At 70.9% G+C, this 17,357-nt stretch carries 15 protein-coding genes; 5 read left to right on the forward strand and 10 right to left on the reverse strand.

The features are described 5' to 3' along the window. The first annotated feature begins 3 nt into the window (after positions 1-3). From LC438_RS03725 to LC438_RS03735, 3 genes are all read left to right on the forward strand, one after another. Positions 4-3,927: a Pls/PosA family non-ribosomal peptide synthetase gene (locus tag LC438_RS03725; protein ID WP_223585887.1), complete on the forward strand. Its 3,924-nt coding sequence runs from the start codon at positions 4-6 to the stop codon at positions 3,925-3,927. After that, on the forward strand, positions 3,924-5,282 hold the full coding sequence (locus LC438_RS03730; RefSeq protein ID WP_223585888.1) for a M1 family metallopeptidase: 1,359 nt from the start codon (positions 3,924-3,926) through the stop codon (positions 5,280-5,282). Before LC438_RS03725 ends, LC438_RS03730 begins: the two co-directional genes overlap by 4 nt. Before the next feature lie 196 nt (positions 5,283-5,478). Next, complete coding sequence (locus tag LC438_RS03735; RefSeq protein ID WP_105672877.1) at positions 5,479-6,495, forward strand: PLP-dependent cysteine synthase family protein; 1,017 nt, start codon at positions 5,479-5,481, stop codon at positions 6,493-6,495. Here LC438_RS03735 and LC438_RS03740 read toward each other — a convergent pair. The 4 genes from LC438_RS03740 to LC438_RS03755 all read right to left on the reverse strand — a co-directional run bounded on the left by LC438_RS03740 (position 6,492) and on the right by LC438_RS03755 (position 9,737). Further along, positions 6,492-7,292 carry an endo alpha-1,4 polygalactosaminidase gene (locus tag LC438_RS03740; protein WP_105672876.1) on the reverse strand — a complete coding sequence of 267 codons (801 nt, stop codon included), beginning with the start codon at positions 7,290-7,292 and terminating at the stop codon, positions 6,492-6,494. The genes LC438_RS03735 and LC438_RS03740 overlap by 4 nt on opposite strands. Then, positions 7,289-7,978 (reverse strand): DUF899 domain-containing protein, encoded by a 690-nt coding sequence (locus LC438_RS03745; RefSeq protein WP_374197864.1) that lies wholly within the window; start codon positions 7,976-7,978, stop codon positions 7,289-7,291. Before LC438_RS03745 ends, LC438_RS03740 begins: the two co-directional genes overlap by 4 nt. Positions 7,979-8,034: 56 nt before the next feature. Beyond that, entirely contained in the window at positions 8,035-9,426 is a 1,392-nt protein-coding gene (locus LC438_RS03750) for an MFS transporter (RefSeq protein WP_223585889.1), read from the reverse strand. 104 nt (positions 9,427-9,530) lie between these two features. After that, positions 9,531-9,737, reverse strand: a complete 207-nt coding sequence (locus LC438_RS03755; protein WP_105672874.1) for a CsbD family protein — start codon at positions 9,735-9,737, stop codon at positions 9,531-9,533. A 192-nt stretch (positions 9,738-9,929) separates the two neighbouring features. Between LC438_RS03755 and LC438_RS03760 the strand changes: the two genes are divergently transcribed. Continuing rightward, a complete protein-coding gene (locus LC438_RS03760) occupies positions 9,930-10,331 on the forward strand; it encodes a hypothetical protein (protein WP_105672873.1) in 402 nt (133 codons plus the stop codon). A gap of 22 nt (positions 10,332-10,353) precedes the next feature. Here LC438_RS03760 and LC438_RS03765 read toward each other — a convergent pair whose 3' ends face one another. Beyond that, positions 10,354-10,701: a hypothetical protein gene (locus LC438_RS03765; RefSeq protein ID WP_105672872.1), complete on the reverse strand. Its 348-nt coding sequence runs from the start codon at positions 10,699-10,701 to the stop codon at positions 10,354-10,356. 262 nt (positions 10,702-10,963) lie between these two features. On the opposite strand from LC438_RS03765, the gene LC438_RS03770 reads away from it, so the two are divergent. Next, positions 10,964-11,455, forward strand: coding sequence for an FBP domain-containing protein (locus LC438_RS03770; protein ID WP_105672871.1), 492 nt, complete (start codon positions 10,964-10,966; stop codon positions 11,453-11,455). A 189-nt stretch (positions 11,456-11,644) separates the two neighbouring features. Here LC438_RS03770 and LC438_RS03775 read toward each other — a convergent pair whose 3' ends face one another. The 5 genes from LC438_RS03775 to LC438_RS03795 all read right to left on the reverse strand — a co-directional run bounded on the left by LC438_RS03775 (position 11,645) and on the right by LC438_RS03795 (position 17,356). After that, on the reverse strand, positions 11,645-12,469 hold the full coding sequence (locus LC438_RS03775) for a PaaX family transcriptional regulator C-terminal domain-containing protein (RefSeq protein ID WP_223585890.1): 825 nt from the start codon (positions 12,467-12,469) through the stop codon (positions 11,645-11,647). Then, positions 12,459-13,682, reverse strand: coding sequence for a kynureninase (locus LC438_RS03780; RefSeq protein ID WP_223585891.1), 1,224 nt, complete (start codon positions 13,680-13,682; stop codon positions 12,459-12,461). Before LC438_RS03780 ends, LC438_RS03775 begins: the two co-directional genes overlap by 11 nt. Position 13,683: 1 nt before the next feature. After that, positions 13,684-14,709, reverse strand: a complete 1,026-nt coding sequence (locus LC438_RS03785; RefSeq protein ID WP_223585892.1) for a hydrolase — start codon at positions 14,707-14,709, stop codon at positions 13,684-13,686. Further along, positions 14,709-15,560 (reverse strand): tryptophan 2,3-dioxygenase, encoded by an 852-nt coding sequence (locus LC438_RS03790; RefSeq protein ID WP_105672867.1) that lies wholly within the window; start codon positions 15,558-15,560, stop codon positions 14,709-14,711. The genes LC438_RS03785 and LC438_RS03790 overlap by 1 nt, the downstream gene beginning before the upstream one ends. An 86-nt stretch (positions 15,561-15,646) precedes the next feature. After that, the gene (locus LC438_RS03795; protein WP_223585893.1) at positions 15,647-17,356 is read right to left on the reverse strand and encodes an amidase; all 1,710 of its coding nucleotides are present in this window, start codon (positions 17,354-17,356) and stop codon (positions 15,647-15,649) included. Position 17,357: the final 1 nt, after the last annotated feature.

The following is a 17,357-nucleotide window of genomic DNA, read 5'->3' on the forward strand; positions in this document are numbered from 1 at the left end:
ACAGTGCCAGACGTGCAGCAGGGCTACGACCGCACCGCCCAGGCGCCGGATCCCCGGACGCTCATCGACATCCTCCGCGACACCGCCGCCCGGCATCCCGATGCCTCCGCCATCGAAGACGCGGCCGGCGCCATCAGCTACGCCGAGCTCATCGCACGCATCAACGTGACGGCCGCGCGTCTGCACGACCAGGGTGTGCGCCGCGGCGACCGCGTGGGCGTGCGGATGCCGTCGGGCGAGCGTGCGCTGTACATCTCGATCCTGTCGATTCTCGCGGCGGGCGCGGCCTATGTGCCCGTGGACGCGGATGATCCGCAGGAGCGCGCCGACCTCGTCTTCGGCGAGGCGCGGGTGCGCGGTGTGATCGGAGCCGGGGGCGTGTTCACGCCGGCGGATGCGGCGGGGGAAAGCGGCCTGTTCGAGGGAGCCGACCCGCACCCCAGCACCTCGGCCGTGCCGATCGTCGCCCCGCCGACCCCTGAAGACGACGCGTGGATCATCTTCACCTCGGGCTCGACCGGCACTCCGAAGGGCGTGGCCGTCTCGCACCGCTCGGCCGCGGCCTTCGTCGATGCCGAAGCCCGGCTGTTCCTGCAGGACGCGCCCCTCGGCCCCGGCGATCGCGTGCTCGCGGGTCTCTCGGTCGCCTTCGACGCCTCGTGCGAGGAGATGTGGCTGGCGTGGCGGCACGGCGCCTGCCTGGTGCCCGCGCCGCGAGCCCTGGTGCGCTCCGGTGAGGACCTCGGTCCCTGGCTGATCGGTCACGGCATCACCGTGGTCTCCACGGTCCCGACGCTGGCGGCGCTGTGGCCGCAGGACACGGTCGAGAACGTGAGGCTGCTCATCTTCGGCGGCGAATCGTGCCCGCCCGAGCTCGTCGCCCGACTGGTCGGTGACGGCCGCGAGCTGTGGAACACCTACGGCCCCACGGAGGCGACCGTCGTCGCCTGTGCGACGATCATGCACGGCGACGGCCCCGTGCGCATCGGCCTGCCGCTCGACGGCTGGGCGCTCGCGGTCGTCGACGCCGACGGTCGGCTCGTCGCCGACGGCGAGGCCGGAGAGCTCATCATCGGGGGAGTGGGCCTCGCCCGCTATCTCGACCCGGCCAAGGATGCCGAGAAGTACGCTCCGATGCCCACCCTCGGATGGGACCGCGCCTACCGCTCCGGCGACATGGTGCGCGCCGACCCGGAGGGTCTGATCTTCCAGGGGCGCGTCGACGATCAGGTCAAGATCGGCGGACGCCGCATCGAGCTCGGCGAGGTCGAGGCGGCGCTCCAAGCCATCGACGATGTCACCGCGGCAGCGGTCGCCGTGCGCAGGACGGATGCCGGCATCGCCCTGCTCGTGGGCTACGTCGTCCCCGCCGACGGCTTCGATCGGCAGCGCGCCCGCGCTCAGCTCGCCGAAGCCCTCCCCGCCCCGCTCATCCCGCTCCTCGCGGTGGTCGACGACCTGCCCGTCCGCACCTCGGGCAAGGTGGACAAGGCCGCTCTGCCCTGGCCTCTCGTCGATCAGGATGCCGCGGACTCGACCCTGTCCGGCACGGCCGCGTGGCTCGCCGAGCAGTGGTTCTCGGTGCTCGGCATGCGTCCGACCGAGGAGAACGCCGACTTCTTCCAGCTCGGCGGCGGATCACTCGCCGCGGCGCAGCTGGTCTCGCGCATCCGCACGCGCGCCCCCGAGTTCACGATGGCCGACGTGTACGACCTGCCGCGGCTGCGGCAGATGGCGGATGCCGTCGACGAGGTCGCCACCGACCAGGAGATCCGCACGGCGACCGCTGCGGCCCCCACGCCGCGGCGCATGCAGTGGGTGCAGACGCTGCTCGGCATCCCGCTGTTCATGCTCTCCGGGGCTCGCTGGATCACCTGGCTGCTGACGGCGAGCTGGCTGCTGCAGCTCGTGCCGGGGTTCGACTTCCTCCCCACCGCACCGGGCTGGGCGATCCTCCTCGGCCTCCTCGTGTTCGTGACCCCGTTCGGACGGATGGCCCTGTCGGCCCTCGTCGCCCGGCTCCTGCTGGCCGGGGTGCGCGGCGGCGACTACCCCCGCGGCGGCGGCGTGCATCTGCGGCTGTGGCTCGCCGAGCAGGTGTCGCATCAGGTCGATGCGGTCGGGCTCGCGGGCGCCCCCTGGGTGATCTTCTACGCCCGTGCTCTCGGCGCCCGCATCGGCAAGGGCGTCGACCTCCATTCGCTCCCCCCGGTGACGGGGATGCTGCACATCGGCGAAGGCGCGGCCATCGAGCCGGAGGTCGACCTCGCCGGCTACTGGATCGACGGCGACACCGTGCGCATCGGCGAGATCCGGATCGGCGCCGACGCCACCGTGGGCGCACGCAGCACGCTCGCACCCGGCACGAAGATCGGGCGCGGGGCCGAGATCGCCCCTGGCTCCGCGGTGTTCGGACGGGTGCGCGCCAGGCAGCGCTGGGCCGGCTCCCCCGCAGCACGGGTAGGCGGCAAGAGCATGCCGTTCGCTCCGGAGGCTCCCCCGAAGCGCCGCCGGTGGCTGTGGGCATACGGCGGCTCCTCCGCGCTGCTGGGACTGCTGCCGTTCCTCGCCTTCGCGGTCGGCGGTCTCGTGCTGGCGGCCGGCATCCGCGGCTCGGAATCGCTGGCCGCGGCGATCGGGCCGCTCGCGCTGTGGCTCGTGCCGGCCGTGCTCGTGACCGGTCTGGTCTTCGCGGCGGCGGTGCTGCTCATCGTGCGGGTGCTCTCGATCGGGCTGACCGAGGGCGTGCACCCCGTGCGCGGACGAGTGGCCTGGCAGGCCTGGACCACCGAGCGCCTGCTCGACTCCGCCCGCACCCTCCTCTTCCCTATCTACTCCAGCCTGTTCACCCCGATCTGGCTGCGGATGCTCGGCGCGAAGGTCGGCCGGGAGGTCGAGGCGTCGACGGTGCTGCTGATCCCCCGCATGACCGTGATCGACGACGGCGCCTTCCTCGCCGACGACACCATGGTCGGCACCTACGAGCTCAACGGCGGATGGATGCGCATCGCGAAGGCGCGCATCGGCAAGCGCGCCTTCCTCGGCAACTCCGGACTGGCAGCCGCAGGCCACCGCGTGCCGAAGGACGGCCTGATCGCCGTGCTCTCCGTCGCTCCGGAGCGGGCGAAGGCGGGCTCGTCCTGGCTCGGATCGCCGGCCGTGCGGTTGCGTCGCGTCGTGAACGACTCCGACCTCGAGCGCACCTACCGCCCGCGGCAGTCGCTGCGGTGGGCGCGCGGCCTGTGGGAGCTCGGCCGCATCCTCCCGGTGTTCGTCACGTGCGGCCTCGGGCTCGCCGTGCTGCTCGGCCTCGCCTGGATCACCGAGACCTGGGGACTGCCGATCGCGATCCTGCTGTCCGGCGCCGTCCTGCTCGCGGCCGGAGCGTTCGCGGCCGCCATCACGACCGCGGCGAAATGGATCTTCGTCGGACCGATCAGAGCGGGCGAGCATCCGCTCTGGTCCAGCTTCGTGTGGCGCACCGAGGTCGCCGACACCTTCACCGAGATGGTCGCGGCGCCCTGGTTCGCCACCGCGGCAGCGGGAACCCCAGCCCTCGTCGTCTGGCTGCGCAGCCTCGGCGCGAAGATCGGCCACGGCGTCTGGACCGACAGCTACTGGCTCCCCGAGCCCGACCTCGTGAGCCTCGGCGACGGGGCGACGGTGAACCGCGGTTGTGTGGTTCAGACCCATCTGTTCCATGATCGTGTGATGAGCATCGACACGGTCACCCTCGAATCGGGTGCCACCCTCGGCCCGCACTCGGTCGTGCTGCCCGCGGCGACCATCGCCGCCGACGCGACAGTGGGGCCGGCATCCCTCGTCATGCGGGGCGAGACGGTACCCGCCGGGAGTCGCTGGAGCGGCAACCCGATCGGCCCGTGGCGGGCCGTGACGGTGCGCGCCTACCAGGCGGCGGACGGATGAACGTCGACCCGTACACCCCGCACTCCGGCGACCCGCGCATCCGCGTCGAGCACTACGACCTCGATCTCGACTACAAGCTGTCGACGAATCGACTCACCGCCACCGCGGTGATCGACGTGCGCATCGAGCAGGACACCGCGGCCTTCGCGCTCGACCTCGTCGGTCTGCGCGTCAGGAAGGTCCGCATCGACGGGCAGTCGCGGACGAACTTCACCCAGACCGATCGCAAGGTCAAGGTCGCGCTGGGCGGCACGGTGCCCGCCGGCGATGTCGTGCGGGCGACGATCGAGTACGCCGGTGCGCCGAAGCCGCGGCACACGCGATGGGGCGCCCTCGGGTGGGAGGAGCTCGAAGACGGGCTGCTGATCGCCTCGCAGCCGACCGGCGCCGCCACCTGGTTCCCCTGCAACGACGTGCCGTACGACAAGGCGACCTATGCGGTTCGGGTGACGACGGACCCCGGGTACACCGTGGTGGGCTCCGTGCCGCCGTCGCGCTCGGTGTCGCGGGGTCGGGGCGTGTGGGTGTTCGACATCCCCGTGCCCACCGCGACCTACCTGATGACCCTGCAGATCGGCCAGTACACCGAGGAGCGGATGCCGCTCGGCGACGTGCCGGGGCGGTTGTTCTATCCCCGGGCGCTGGCTGCCCGCGTGCACGCGGACTTCGACGGCCTCGCGGCGATGATGTCGACCTTCGAGCGGTCGTTCGGACCGTATCCCTTCGGCGAGTACACGGTGGTGGTCACCCCCGACGAGCTGGAGATCCCCCTCGAAGCCCAGGCTATGGCGATCTTCGGCGCGAACCACATCGACGGCGAGCACGGACTGGAGCGCCTCGTCGCGCACGAGCTCGCGCACCAGTGGTTCGGCAACAGCGTCGGACTGCGCCGCTGGCGCGACATCTGGCTCAACGAGGGCTTCGCCTGCTACGCCGAATGGATCTGGTCGGAGGCATCGGGCGGTCCGAGCGCGCAGTCCAAGGCGCTCGCCCATCACGCCCGCCTCGCCGAGCTGGAGCAGGACGTCGTGCTCGCCGACCCCGGGGCCGACGCGATGTTCGACGACCGCGTGTACAAGCGGGGCGCCCTTGCCCTGCAGGCGCTGCGGCTGACGATCGGCGATGAGGCGTTCTTCGGCGTGCTGCGCGCGTGGACCTCGGCGCGCGCCTACGCCACCGCCGTCACGGCCGACTTCGTCGCGCTCGCCGAGTCGGCGAGCGGGATGCCGCTGGCCGGCCTGTTCGAGTCGTGGCTGAGCGACACGGCGCTGCCGGCTCTGCCTCCGGGGCCGGCGGGAGAGACCGCGGCTCCGCTCACCGGTCCGATCCTCGGCCTGGATCGTTCGCGTCGCTGATCCCGTCGTCTCCGTACGGCGCGTGCGGGTGCGCGGGGCGGCGCGGATGCGCGGGTTTGCGGCGGGCCCCGACTCGGGTTACAGTTCCGGTGTGTCCCTGACGTGTCGTTGTTGTCGCTGAGCGCTCCGCTCGCCTCCACCGACCCCACACAACAGCGCGCGTCAGCCGCGCGCCCCTGAACGTCAGGAAACTCCCGTGCGCTACGCCCAGCACATCGCCGAACTCGTCGGCCACACGCCCCTCGTCCGCCTGAACGCCGTCGCGGCCGGCATCCGTCCGACCGTGCTCGCGAAGGTCGAGTACTTCAACCCCGGCAGCTCCGCCAAGGACCGCATCGCCGCGTCGATCATCGACGCCGCCGAGCGCGAGGGCATGCTGAAGCCCGGAGGCACGATCGTCGAGGCCACGAGCGGCAACACCGGCGTCGGCCTCGCGCTCGTCGCCCTGCAGCGCGGATACCGGATGGTGTTCGTCGTCCCCGACAAGTTCGCCGGTGCCAAGGTCGCCACCCTGCGCGGCTACGGAGCCGAGGTCGTGGTGACGCCGACCAGCGTCGAACCCACCGATCCGCGCTCGTACTACAGCGTGGCCGCCCGGCTGGCCGCGGAGATCCCCGGGGCCTTCAACCCCAACCAGTTCGCGAACCAGAACGGTCCGCGCGGGCACTTCGAGACCACCGGTCCGGAGATCTGGAGCGACACCGACGGCCGTGTCACCCACTTCGTCGCCGGCATCGGCACCGGCGGCACCATCACCGGCACCGGCCGCTACCTCAAGCAGGCGAGCGACGGGCGGGTCAGGGTCATCGGCGCCGACCCTGAGGGCTCGATCTACTCGGGCGGGCCGATCCACGGCTACCACGTGGAGGGCGTGGGGGAGGACTTCATGCCCTCGACGTTCGACCCCTCCGTCGTCGACGGGTACGAGCGGATCTCGGACGCCGAGTCCTTCGCGATGACCCGTCGCCTCGCCGCCGAGGAGGGGCTGTTCGTCGGCGGCTCCAGCGGCATGGCGGTCGTCGCCGCGCTCCGCACGGCATCCGCCCTCACCGAAGACGACGTGGTCGTCGTGCTGCTCCCCGATCACGGGCGCGGCTACCTCGACAAGCTCTACGACGACGAGTGGCTCGCCGAGCGCGGCTACGCGGTGCCGGAGGCCACGGTCGACCCCGTCGTCGCCGAGGTGCGGGCCTTCCTCGACAGCGCCGGCTAACAGGTCTCGAACGCGTAATCCTCGTCATCCGGCGTGACGAGGTCGCGGTCGCGCAGCACCATCGACGCCGGGGACTCCTCGTCGGCGCACATCTCGGCGAACGGTCGCGGCAGCTCGTCGGCGTACTCGATGTCGATGACGTGCTCGCCGTACACCTCCGTGTAGCGCGGGCACTCCCGGTACACGGCGCACTCCTCGGTCACCGCGAAGTCGAACCCCGCCTTCTCGTGCAGGACCGCGGCATCCTCTGCCGCGTTCTTCTGCCCGGCGGCGAGGCCGGCGGCGTGCGCGCGGTCGACGAGCAGCGCCGCGAGTGCGAGGTTGTCGTCGAGGGAGAGTGCGCCGTCGGAGCGCGTGTACGAGTCGAGGTTGTCGAACTCGACGGCGTCGAAGCCGGCATCCGCGCATCCGTCGATCCACGGTCCGACCGTCGCCGCGATGCGCTCGCGCCGGTCGGCCGTCGAGGTGTCGAGCAGCGCCTCGTCGGGCCAGTCCGGGTCGTACACGACGTCGCCGTCGCGCTGCAGCAGCAGATCCTGCGCCCAGGACTCGAGCTCTCCCGGTTGGGTCTGGAAGCCGTTCACGTAGCAGATGGAGTACACCCCGTCTGCGGGGTCGGCGGAGCGGTCGCGGCCCACGATGCCCACTCCGTCGGCGGGCGGATACGCGCCGCCGAGCTGGTAGTCGGGCACAGCACCGGATGGCGGGAGGGCGATGTCGCCGGATGCGTCCGTCGAGCATGCGGTCAGGGCGAGGAGAAGAGCGAGGGCGGCCGTCGCCGCCAGGCGGCGGGTCAGCTCCCCGCCCCGTACAGCGCGCCGATCTCCTTCGAGCCCATGCCATGGCTATAGGTCGGATGCTGCGGCCAGCCCTCGGGGGAGTCCTCCCACTCCTCCTGGCGGCCATACGGAAGAAGGTCGACCAGGCCCTGCAGATGACTGAGGCGCTCGGTGCCTCGACCCTCCGTGTGCCACGTCCGGTAGACCGTGTCTCCGTCGCGCAGGAAGACGTTCACGCCGAAGCCGGCGTTCGGCGGGGCGTCCATGTCGACGCCGAACGAGCTGTCGGCGCTCGAGAACCACTGCATCCGGTTGCCCACACGCTCGCGGTAGGCGAGGAGCTCCTCGATCGGGCCGTTGCTGACGATCACGAAGCGCGCGTCGTAGTACCGGTCCAGCACGTCGAGCCGCGTGAACTGCGAGGTGAATCCGGTGCAGCCCGGGCACTGCCACTCGTTGCCGTCCGACCACATGTGGTTGTAGACGATCAGCTGAGAGGCCCCGTCGAACACATCGGCGAGGCGCACGGGGCCGTCGGCGCCGACGAGCGTGTACTCGGGCAGCTCGACCATCGGCAGGCGACGACGCTGCGCCGCGATCGCATCGAGCTCGCGGGTCGCGGCCTTCTCCCGCACGCGCAGCGCATCGAGTTCACGACGCCAGGTGGCGGCGTCGACGACAGGGGGCAGAGGGGCGGTGCTCACGATGATCCTCCGGTTTCGTGGCGGTGCCCCCAGTCTGCGCCGGGCCACCGACACGGTCAACGGGGTGCGTCGGCGGCGTCCGCCGCCTGCGCCTCCTCGGCGGGGTTGCGGCGGATCCCGATCCACGACACGACGCCGCCGAGCACGAGCAGGCTCGCCGTCACCCAGGCCGCGCTGTGGAATCCGGCGAGGTCCAGCGTGCCGCCCACGATCGTCGAGAGCATCGCGACGACGAGCAGGCCGGCGACCCTGGCGACGGCGTTGTTGACGGCCGACGCGATGCCGGAGTGCGCCTCGTCGATCGCGCCGAGGATCGCCGCGGTCAGCGGAGCCACCGTCAGCGAGAGACCGAGGCCCATCACGATCATGGCCGGAAGCACCTGCCACCAGTAGTCGAAGTGCTCCGAGACGAGCAGCAGCATCACTGCGCCGACGGCCATCACCAGCGGGCCGACCGTCATGAAGATGCGGGGGCCGAGGCGTCCGGCCCAGGCGCCGGCGCGCGAGCTGACCAGGATCATCAGGATCGTCATCGGCAGGCTCGCGAGCCCGGCGGCGGTGGCCGTGAGACCTGCGCCCTGCTGCAGGTACACGCCGACGACGAAGCCGTTGAGCGACAGGGCGGCGTAGACGAACAGCGTCGCCAGGTTGCCCCAGGCGAAGTCCCGCACGCGGAACAGCGACATCGGCAGCAGCGGCGACGCCGAGTGATCCTGCCGCCAGAGGAACAGCGCGAACAGCAGGATGCCGGCGATGCCCGGGCCCCAGATCACCGGAGAGGCCCAGCCCCTGGTCGGCTGCTCGATGAGCGCGAACACCACGGAACCCAGTCCCAGCGCGCACAGCGCCCCGCTCCACCAGTCCACTCGGACGCCGCTCCGGCGCTCGTCGAGCTTCAGCCGCGAGAGGAGGAAGAGCGTCACCGCGATCGGGAGCACGTTGATGAGGAAGACGAGGCGCCAGGACAGGAAGTCGACGAAGAGGCCGCCGAGCAGCGGGCCGACCAGCTGCGCCGCCGTGGTGAAGGCCGTCCACACGCCGATCGCGCGCGACTGCACGTCGGCGCGCATCGTCGCGGTGATGAGCGCCAGGGAGCTCGGCACGAGCAGTGCTCCTGCGGCGCCCTGCCCCGCGCGGGCGATGATCAGCACCAGCGGGTCGGGGGCGAAGGCGACGGCGACGGATGCCACGCCGAAGGCGATGAGGCCGATCCGCATCACGAGCACGCGGCCGTAGGCGTCGGACAGCGACCCGGCCAGCAGGATCAGTGCGCTGAGTGTGATGAGGTACGCGTCGACGACCCATTGCTGGGTGGTGATGCCTCCGCCCAGCTCCCGGCTGATCGCGGGGAGCGCGACGTTGACGACGGTGCCGTCGAGGAAGGTCACGAAGGACGCGAGGATCGCGATCGTGATGACGAGCCGCTGCAGAGGGGCGAAGGATGACACAGCCCGACACTACTGCCGAAGAGGGAGGGGTGGATCGGAAACGCCTCCCCGCGTGCGTGCGGGAAGGCGTTTCCGATACGTGGTGGGCCCGTGGGGCCGCGCGACTACTCCTTGAAGCCGCCCCGCAGGTTCTCGCCGGCCTTCTTGGCGGCGTCCTTGACGTCGTCTGCAGCCTGCTTCGCCGACGCCTTGACCTGGTCGGCGCGGCCCTCGGCCTCGAGCTTCTCGTTGTCGGTGACCTTGCCCACGCCCTCCTTGACCTTTCCGGCCAGCTTCTCGGCGGCGTTCTTGATGTCGTCTGCTGCGCTCATGCGCTCTTCCTCTCGTCGACGGATCGCTCGAAGAGGCCACGTTCGCATCCGAGCGCGAGCAGGGCCACGGGGTTGACATCCGGCTTCTCGCATGACAGCGGAAACCGCCCATCGACGTGCGATGCGGCGGGGACTACTCTGGCGTCAGGCGGGCTGTCCTGCCCGCTGACCCCCAGAGGAGAGCGGTGTGCGATGGACTCGATGATGATGGGCGCCATGTCGAAGAACATGATGTCGATGCCCGACATGGCGATGATGGACATGTCCGTCATGCAGGCGTGCATGGACGCGTGTTCGGCCTGTGAGCAGGCCTGCACCGTGTGCTCCACGCAGATGATGGACTGCGCGCCGTCGTGCATGAACTGCGCCGACATGTGCAACACGATGATGCGGTCGATGATGCGGATGCAGGGCATGACCCCCGCGTCGATGATGTCGATGCTCGACGCCTGCATGGCGATGTGCCAGACCTGCATGGACATGTGCATGATGCACGCCGACGACAGCGAGGTCTGCAAGATGTGCGCTCAGGCGTGCAAGGCCTGCATGGACGCCTGCATGGCCATGAAGGACATGATGATGGCGGCCGCCTGATCCGGAGCGGATCCGCGCCGCCTCAGACCGAGGCGACGTTGAACTGCGTCCGCCCGACGGCCAGCACGCCGTAGCGCGCGTGCAGGGCGACCGGCGTTCCCGCTGCGGCTTCGAGCGCGGCGCCGGTGGCGTTCCACAGCGAGTGCGCGTCGCCGTCGAGCGTGCGCACCACGAGCTCGCCGGAGTCGGCATCCGACTGCTCGACGATCGCGTCGACCCACTCGGCCGGCGTCGCCGAGGCGAGTCGGGCCTGGATCAGGTGCAGACCGTGCCCCGACGCGAACGAGGAGCAGACGTCTCCGTGCTGGCACATGCACGCCGCACGCTCACGCACCGGGAGGGGCGAAAGGCGGTTCAGCGGCGTGGACACGGGGTTCTCCTGTCGATCGGATGGCGTTCCCGCAAGAGTAGGCGCGGGATCACGGCGAGGGAACCGGCGCCGACACGAGACGAAACAAACGGGTGTAAGCTCGCCGGGTGCTGTTGTCGATGAGCGCCGGTCAGGCGCGGAACGGAGCCGCAGGCGCATTCAGCGCCGCGGGCAGAGGCTGACGATCAGCCGGAGGCGGAACCCCCGTCCCCGGTGCTGAGACGTACCCACCTCACCCCTTCCACGAAAGCACTGTTCTGTCATGCGTCCCATCGACGAGCGCGCCATCCGCGCATCCTTCATCAACGCCTCCCGCAAGGAGGTCTCCGACCTCACGCTGCCTCCGGGCTTCGCCGACATCGACTTCGATCGGCTCGACTACCTCGGCTGGGTCGATCCGAAGCAGCCCCGCCGCGCCTATGTGATCGCCTGGCGCGACGAGCAGGCGGTCGGCGTGTTCCTGCAGCGCGCCGAGCAGCGGGTCGCCTCACGCGCCCAGTGCTCCTGGTGCGACGACGTCACCCTCCGCAACGACGTGCAGCTGTTCGTCGCGCGCAAGGCAGGACCTGCCGGGCGCAAGGGCGACTCGATCGGCACGCTCATCTGCGCCGAGTTCGGGTGCTCGCGCAACGTGCGTGTGCTCCCGCCCCTCGCGTACCAGGGCTACGATCGCGAGCTCGCCAGAGACCTGCGGATCCTGCGGCTGGAGGAGCACGTGCTCGCATTCCTCCGGGGGGTCGAGGACTCCGCCTGAGGTCCTGCGCGGGCGGGGCCCATGCCCTGCCCGCCAGAACTCCGGAGATCCGGGATCGGCGACGGCGAGTCATCGCTCTGCGCGCTGATCCCGCCCGGATCTCCGGAGTTCTGGCGCGCTGCGTAGCGCGACAGTCTCCGGAGTTCTGGCGCGCTGCGCGGTGCGACGGCTCCGGGGATCTCGGTGGTGTCAGTCGATGCCGCCGGTGACGCCGCGGACGTGCGCCCACGCAGGTTCGGCGAGGGCGGACGAGAGGCGGGCGTACTCGTCGAAGCTGCGCGCCCCCGGCCAGCCGTCCGGGAGCATCGAGGGCGGCAGCCCCGGATCGACGTACGGCAGCACGCGCCAGGTGTCGACGAGCTGCACGTAGGCGGCGAAGGGCGCGGCGGGGAGGGCGGAGAGCGACTCCTGGAACGCGAGGTGCTCGCGGCGCAGCGCGTCGAGATCCCACCACTTCGCCGCGGCCTCCACGACGGGCACGGCCGTGGTGGGCGCACCCGCGGGGAACAGGGTCACCCACTGCCGGGCGCCCAGGTCGTCGAGGATGCGCTCGACCTCGTCCTGCAGGTGGCCGGGGCAGATCCACAGCGCAGGGGAGACCACGCCGGCCCCGATCCACTGCAGCCGCTTGCGCAGCTGGTGGCGCACGCTGCGCTCGCTCTCCGGGATCGAGAACGACACGAGACACCAGGTGTCGGCATCCGTCATCGTGCGCATCCGGAAGATGCGTCGATCACCCGCCTCCAGCATCGGCAGTGCCGCGGGGCTCAGTCGATACCCCGCCGTGCCGTCGCGCTCCGCGAGCAGCAGGCCCTTCTGCTTGAGCCGGGTGATGCCGGTGCGCGCCAGGGCGGACGGGATGCCGAGGTCCCCGGCGAGCGAGACGAGATCGGCCGCGGAGATCCAGCCGTCCAGGCGGCGCAGGTACAGGCCGACGATCGTCCGCAGCAGCGAGGCCGTGCTGCCGGGGCGGGCGTCGATGTCATCGAGCACCGGGAGCTGATCAGCGGACATGCGACTCCAGAGCGTCGCGCACCGCGAGGACCCCCGTGATCGTCTCGACGTGCGAGGTGCTCAGCGGCGAGAGCCCGAGGCGGATGCCGTCGGGGAAACGGAAGTCGGGGATGATGCCGTCGGCCCACAGCCGCTGCGTGACCTCACGGAAGTCCGGGTGGCCGATCGTCACGTGCCCGCCGCGGAGATCCGCGTCGCGCGGGCTCAGCAGGCGCACCCCGAGCGGGGCCAGCACCTCGTCGTAGGCCGTCACCGCGAGATCGGTCAACGACTGCGACTTGGCGCGGACGCCCTCGATCGTCGCCTGCTCGATGAGGTCGAGCATGCCCTGCATGGCCAGCATCGACGTCACCGGAGGGGTGCCGCTCAGCAGCTGGCGGATGTCGCCAGCCGGCACGTACTCCGGCCCCATCGCGAAGATGTCGGCAGCGCTCCACCACCCCTGGATCGGCTGCCGCAGCACCCCCTGCAGCGACCGGCGCAGATAGGCGAAGGCCGGCGAACCGGGACCGCCGTTGAGGTACTTGTAGGTGCAGCCGACCGCGAGGTCGACGCCCCACTCGTCGAGCTGCATCGGGATCACGCCGACCGAGTGGCAGAGGTCCCACATCATCAGGGCGCCCGCCTCGTGCACGGCCGCGGTGATCGACGGCATGTCGGCCAGAGCTCCGGAGCGGTAGTCCACGTGGCTCAGCGACACGAGCGCCGTGCGCGCGGAGACAACGCCCTCGACGTCGGCGACGGTCACCCCGTGCACGGGGTCTGGTTCGAGCCAGACGACGGTCATGCCGGTCTCCGCGGCCACGCCCTCCGCCATGAAGCGGTCGGTGGGGAAGTTGCCGGCCTCGATCACGAGCTCCGTGCGCGTCGGGTCCGCCCCTGCGGCTGCGCGCATGAGCTTGTAGATGAGCACGCTGGTGGAGTCGGCGACCACGGTCTGCCCGGCCGCCGCGCCGAGGGCGAGAGCGCCGATGCGGTCCCCGAGCTGCATCGGCAGGGCCATCCACTGCTCGTCCCACGAGCGGATGAGCCGGGTGCCCCAGTCCTCGCGCACGAAGGCGGCGAGCTTCTCCGGGATGTCGCGCAGCGGGCGGCCGAGGGAGTTGCCGTCGAGATACGCGCCGACGCCGGGCATGTCGGCGAACGCCGCGAGGTGCGAGCGCAGCGGATCTGCGGCGTCGAGAGAGCGGGCGGTGGCGAGCAGGTCGGTCATGTCACACCTTCAGGGGTCGGGCGTCGATCGGGTCGGAGGTCGGGTGGGGGAGCAGGAGCAGCACGGATGCCGGATCGAGCGGATCGACCGGGGCGAGCGCCCGCAGCAGCGCGGGGCCGTCGACGCCCGCCTCGCGGAGCGCGTCGATTTCGCGCGGGTTCAGGTCGACCGGCGTGGGGCCGTTGCCCATGTCGGTGCCGTACTCCACGGCGCCGCCCGCGGCGTGGAACCGGCGGACGTTGTCGACGGCGATCGCCCGGCCGGCGTCGTCGTGGACGGCGAGGGTGGAGATCCAGGAGACGGATGCCGCCTGCGCGGAGATGTCCGCGTCGGAGAGCCGCTCGGTGAACGGGGCGTGCGCGAGGGATCGGGCTCCGAGCCGTGCCACGCGCTGCGCCTGGCCTGGTCCTTCCGCATGGGCGACGACGGGGAGTCCGCGCTGCGAGGACAGCTCGACGATCGTGCGGAAGAGGTCATCGTCGAGGACCGGCCCCGCGCTGCTGTTGCAGGCGACCTTGATGCGCGTGGCTCCGGCATCCGCCATCTCGGCGACGGCCGCGACGGCATCCTCGGCGGTCGCGATCTCGCGGAAGGATCCCGTCGGCGCCCAGCTCCGGTCGGAGGGATACCCTCCGACCGCGGTGAGGAAGGCCCCGGCGTACTCGACGTCGGTCGCGCGTCCGGCGGTCGGTGTTCGCAACTCCTCAAGATCTGCGGACTTCGAGGGGAATCGGCCCGATTCCCCGGGGCCGACGGCGATTCTTGAGGAGTTGTGAGCGGCGAGCCGGGCGACCACGTCCGGGTTCGCGCCGAGGTCGACCACGCGGCCCAGTCGCGAGCCGTCGAGTCGGGTGTGCTCGACGAGCTGAAGATGCACGTGGTGGTCGGTGAAGCCGCCGACGATCACGCCGTCGAGGCGTGGCAGGTCGGATGCCGGGGAGCCGGAGGCGAGCAGCATCCGGTCGCCGTGGACGGACAGCGTGCCCTCGCGCCATCCTTCTCCGTCGAAGAACGTCGCGGCCCTCATCAGCCGCCGATCTCGGTGCGCACGGTGTACAGCTCGGGGAAGAACGTGAGGTCGAGGGCCCGTTGCAGGAAGCCGACGCCGCTGGAACCGCCGGTGCCGATCTTCATGCCGATCGTGCGGGCCACGGTCTTCAGGTGACGGAAGCGCCAGAACTGGAAGTTGTCTTCCAGGTCCACCAGGTCTTCGCAGGCCTCGTAGAGATCCCAGTTCTCCTGGTGGTTCTGGTAGATCTCGCGGATCGCCGGGACGAGCGCGGGGGTCTCGCGGTAGGGCAGGCGCACGTCGCGCTCGAGGATCTCGGCCGGGACCGGCAGACCGCGGCGTGAGGCGTAGCGCAAAAACTCGTCGTACAGGGTGGGCTTCTCCCACTCGGCCGTCAGGAGGGCGAGGTTCGCGGGGTGATCGCGGAAGACGCTGAGCATCTTCTCGTTCTTGTTGCCCAGGGCGAACTCGACCGCGCGGTACTGCACCGACTGGAAGCCGGAGGAGCTGCCGAGCGCACCGCGGAACTGCGCGTACTCGGTCGGCGTGAGCGTCGCCAGGACGGACCACTGCTGCGTCATCACGTCTTGGATCTTCTTCACCCGCGCGACCCGCTTCAGCGCTTCGCGGAGGTCGTCGCTCGCGAGCAGCTCGCGAGCGGAGGAGAGCTCATGCAGCAGCTGCTTGAGCCAGAGCTCGGTGGTCTGGTGCTGGATGATGAACAGCATCTCGTCATGGTGCTCGGGCACGCTGACCGGATGCTGCGCCGTGAGCAGCTGGTCGAGCGACAGGTACGAGCCGTAGGTCATCCGCCCGGTCAGGTCGGTGACGATGCCCTCTTCGAGTGCGCGCTCATTCTCGGTGCCCATGCCGTTGAAGATATCACTTCTGTGTCGGGCGTCACAATGATGAAATGTTGGCAGATGATGAGGAGCCCGCCGCCGTGCGGCCGCGACTAGAGGCGCGGGGTGCGGGGCGGGGGAGTGCGGCGAGAGCCGGGAGCCCCCGTCGCCTCGAACGCGGTGGCCAGCGCCAGCAGGCGGTTGTCGTCGTGGGAGCGCCCGGCGAAGGTGAGCCCGATCGGCATTCCGATGTCGTCCATCAGTCCCATCGGCACCGTCACGGTCGGCACGCCGAGGTGGCGCACCATGAGGTTGCCGTTCGCGATCCAGGTGCCGTTGCGCCAGCCCAGGTCGGCGGATGCCGCGTTCACGTCCATGTCGGCAGGGCCCACGTCGGCGACCGCGGGGAACACGACGGCGTCGAGGCCGAGCCCGTCCATCCACTCCTCGAGGTCGAGTCGCCTGGTCTCCTCCAGCCCGCGCAGGCCGTCGGGGAGCTCGGGCATGTCGAGGAATCCGACGCCGGGATTGTCGCGCACCCAGCCGGGGTACTCGGCGATGTCGTCGTCGAACCCCGTGTAGCGGTCGGGCAGGGCGCCATCGGGGTGCGGGAAGATCGCGGCTCCGTCGACGTCGGCGAGGGTCGACAGCGCCGGGTCGCCGTTGGCCTGCAGGAAGTCCTCCCAGCCCCACGCCGACAGGTCGACGATCTCGCGCTCGAGGTACTCCGGGGTCACCAGGCCACGGGTCGCGATGGTCGGAGCACCGGGCCGGTCGCCCTCGTAGTTCGACACCACAGGGAAGTCGACCTCGACCACGGTCGCGCCGGCGGCTTCGAGGTCGCGCCTGGCCGCCTCCCAGCGGGCGATCACGGAGGCTCTGGTCTCGATGCGCTGTCCGGTCGGGCCGCCGATGCCGGGGTTCTCGGCCGTCCCGGCATCCGGGTCGGCGTTGATGTACATGCGCGGGATGCCGATCCGCACGCCGTCGAGAGCGACCGAGCCCGCGAGTGCCGGGTACGACTCCGGCCGGACGGCGGATGCCGCAGGCAGCGGCACCCACGGCTGCGAACGCCAGAAGTCGCCCCGGGTCTCCGCGTCGTCGGCGACGATCACATCGAGCACCTCCAGCAGGTCGGCCATGGTGCGCGCATGCGGCACGACGACGTCCATCGTGGGCACAAGGGGCCAGTTGCCGCGCGTCGAGATCACTCCGCGCGAGGGCGTGTAGGCGCACAGGGCGTTGTTGGTCGCGGGTCCGCGCCCGCTCGACCATGTCTCCTCCCCGAGCCCGAACGCGCCGAAGCTTGCAGCGGTGGCCGTGCCGGAGCCGTTCGAGGAGCCCGAGGCGAACGGGGCCGTGAGGAAGTCGCCGTTGTACGGGCTCTCCGCGCGCCCGTAGACGCCCCGTTGCATGCCGCCGTTCGCCATCGGGGGCATGTTCGTGAGCCCGAGGCAGATCGCCCCGCCCGCTCGCAGCCGCTCGATCGTGAACGCGTCGCGCTGCGCCACGAGATCCGCGAACGCCGGGCTGCCCGAGGCCGCGGTGAGCCCCTTCACGAGGTAGCTGTCCTTCGCCGTGTACGGGATGCCGTCGAGCGGCCCGAGCAGGGCCCCCGCCGCCCGCCGAGCGTCGGATGCGGCGGCCTCGGCTGATGCGTCCGGGTTCACGACGACGACGGCGTTCAGCGCGGTCGCCGTGCCAGGGGCGTCATAGGCGGCGATGCGCGCCTGGTACGCCTCGACGAGCTCCACAGAGGTGGCGGCTCCGGTCTCGAGCGCGCGGCGCAGGTCGGCGATCGAGGCTTCGACGACATCGAACATG

The organism is Microbacterium sp. OVT16B (assembly GCF_019969705.1).
Classification (GTDB): domain Bacteria; phylum Actinomycetota; class Actinomycetes; order Actinomycetales; family Microbacteriaceae; genus Microbacterium; species Microbacterium natoriense.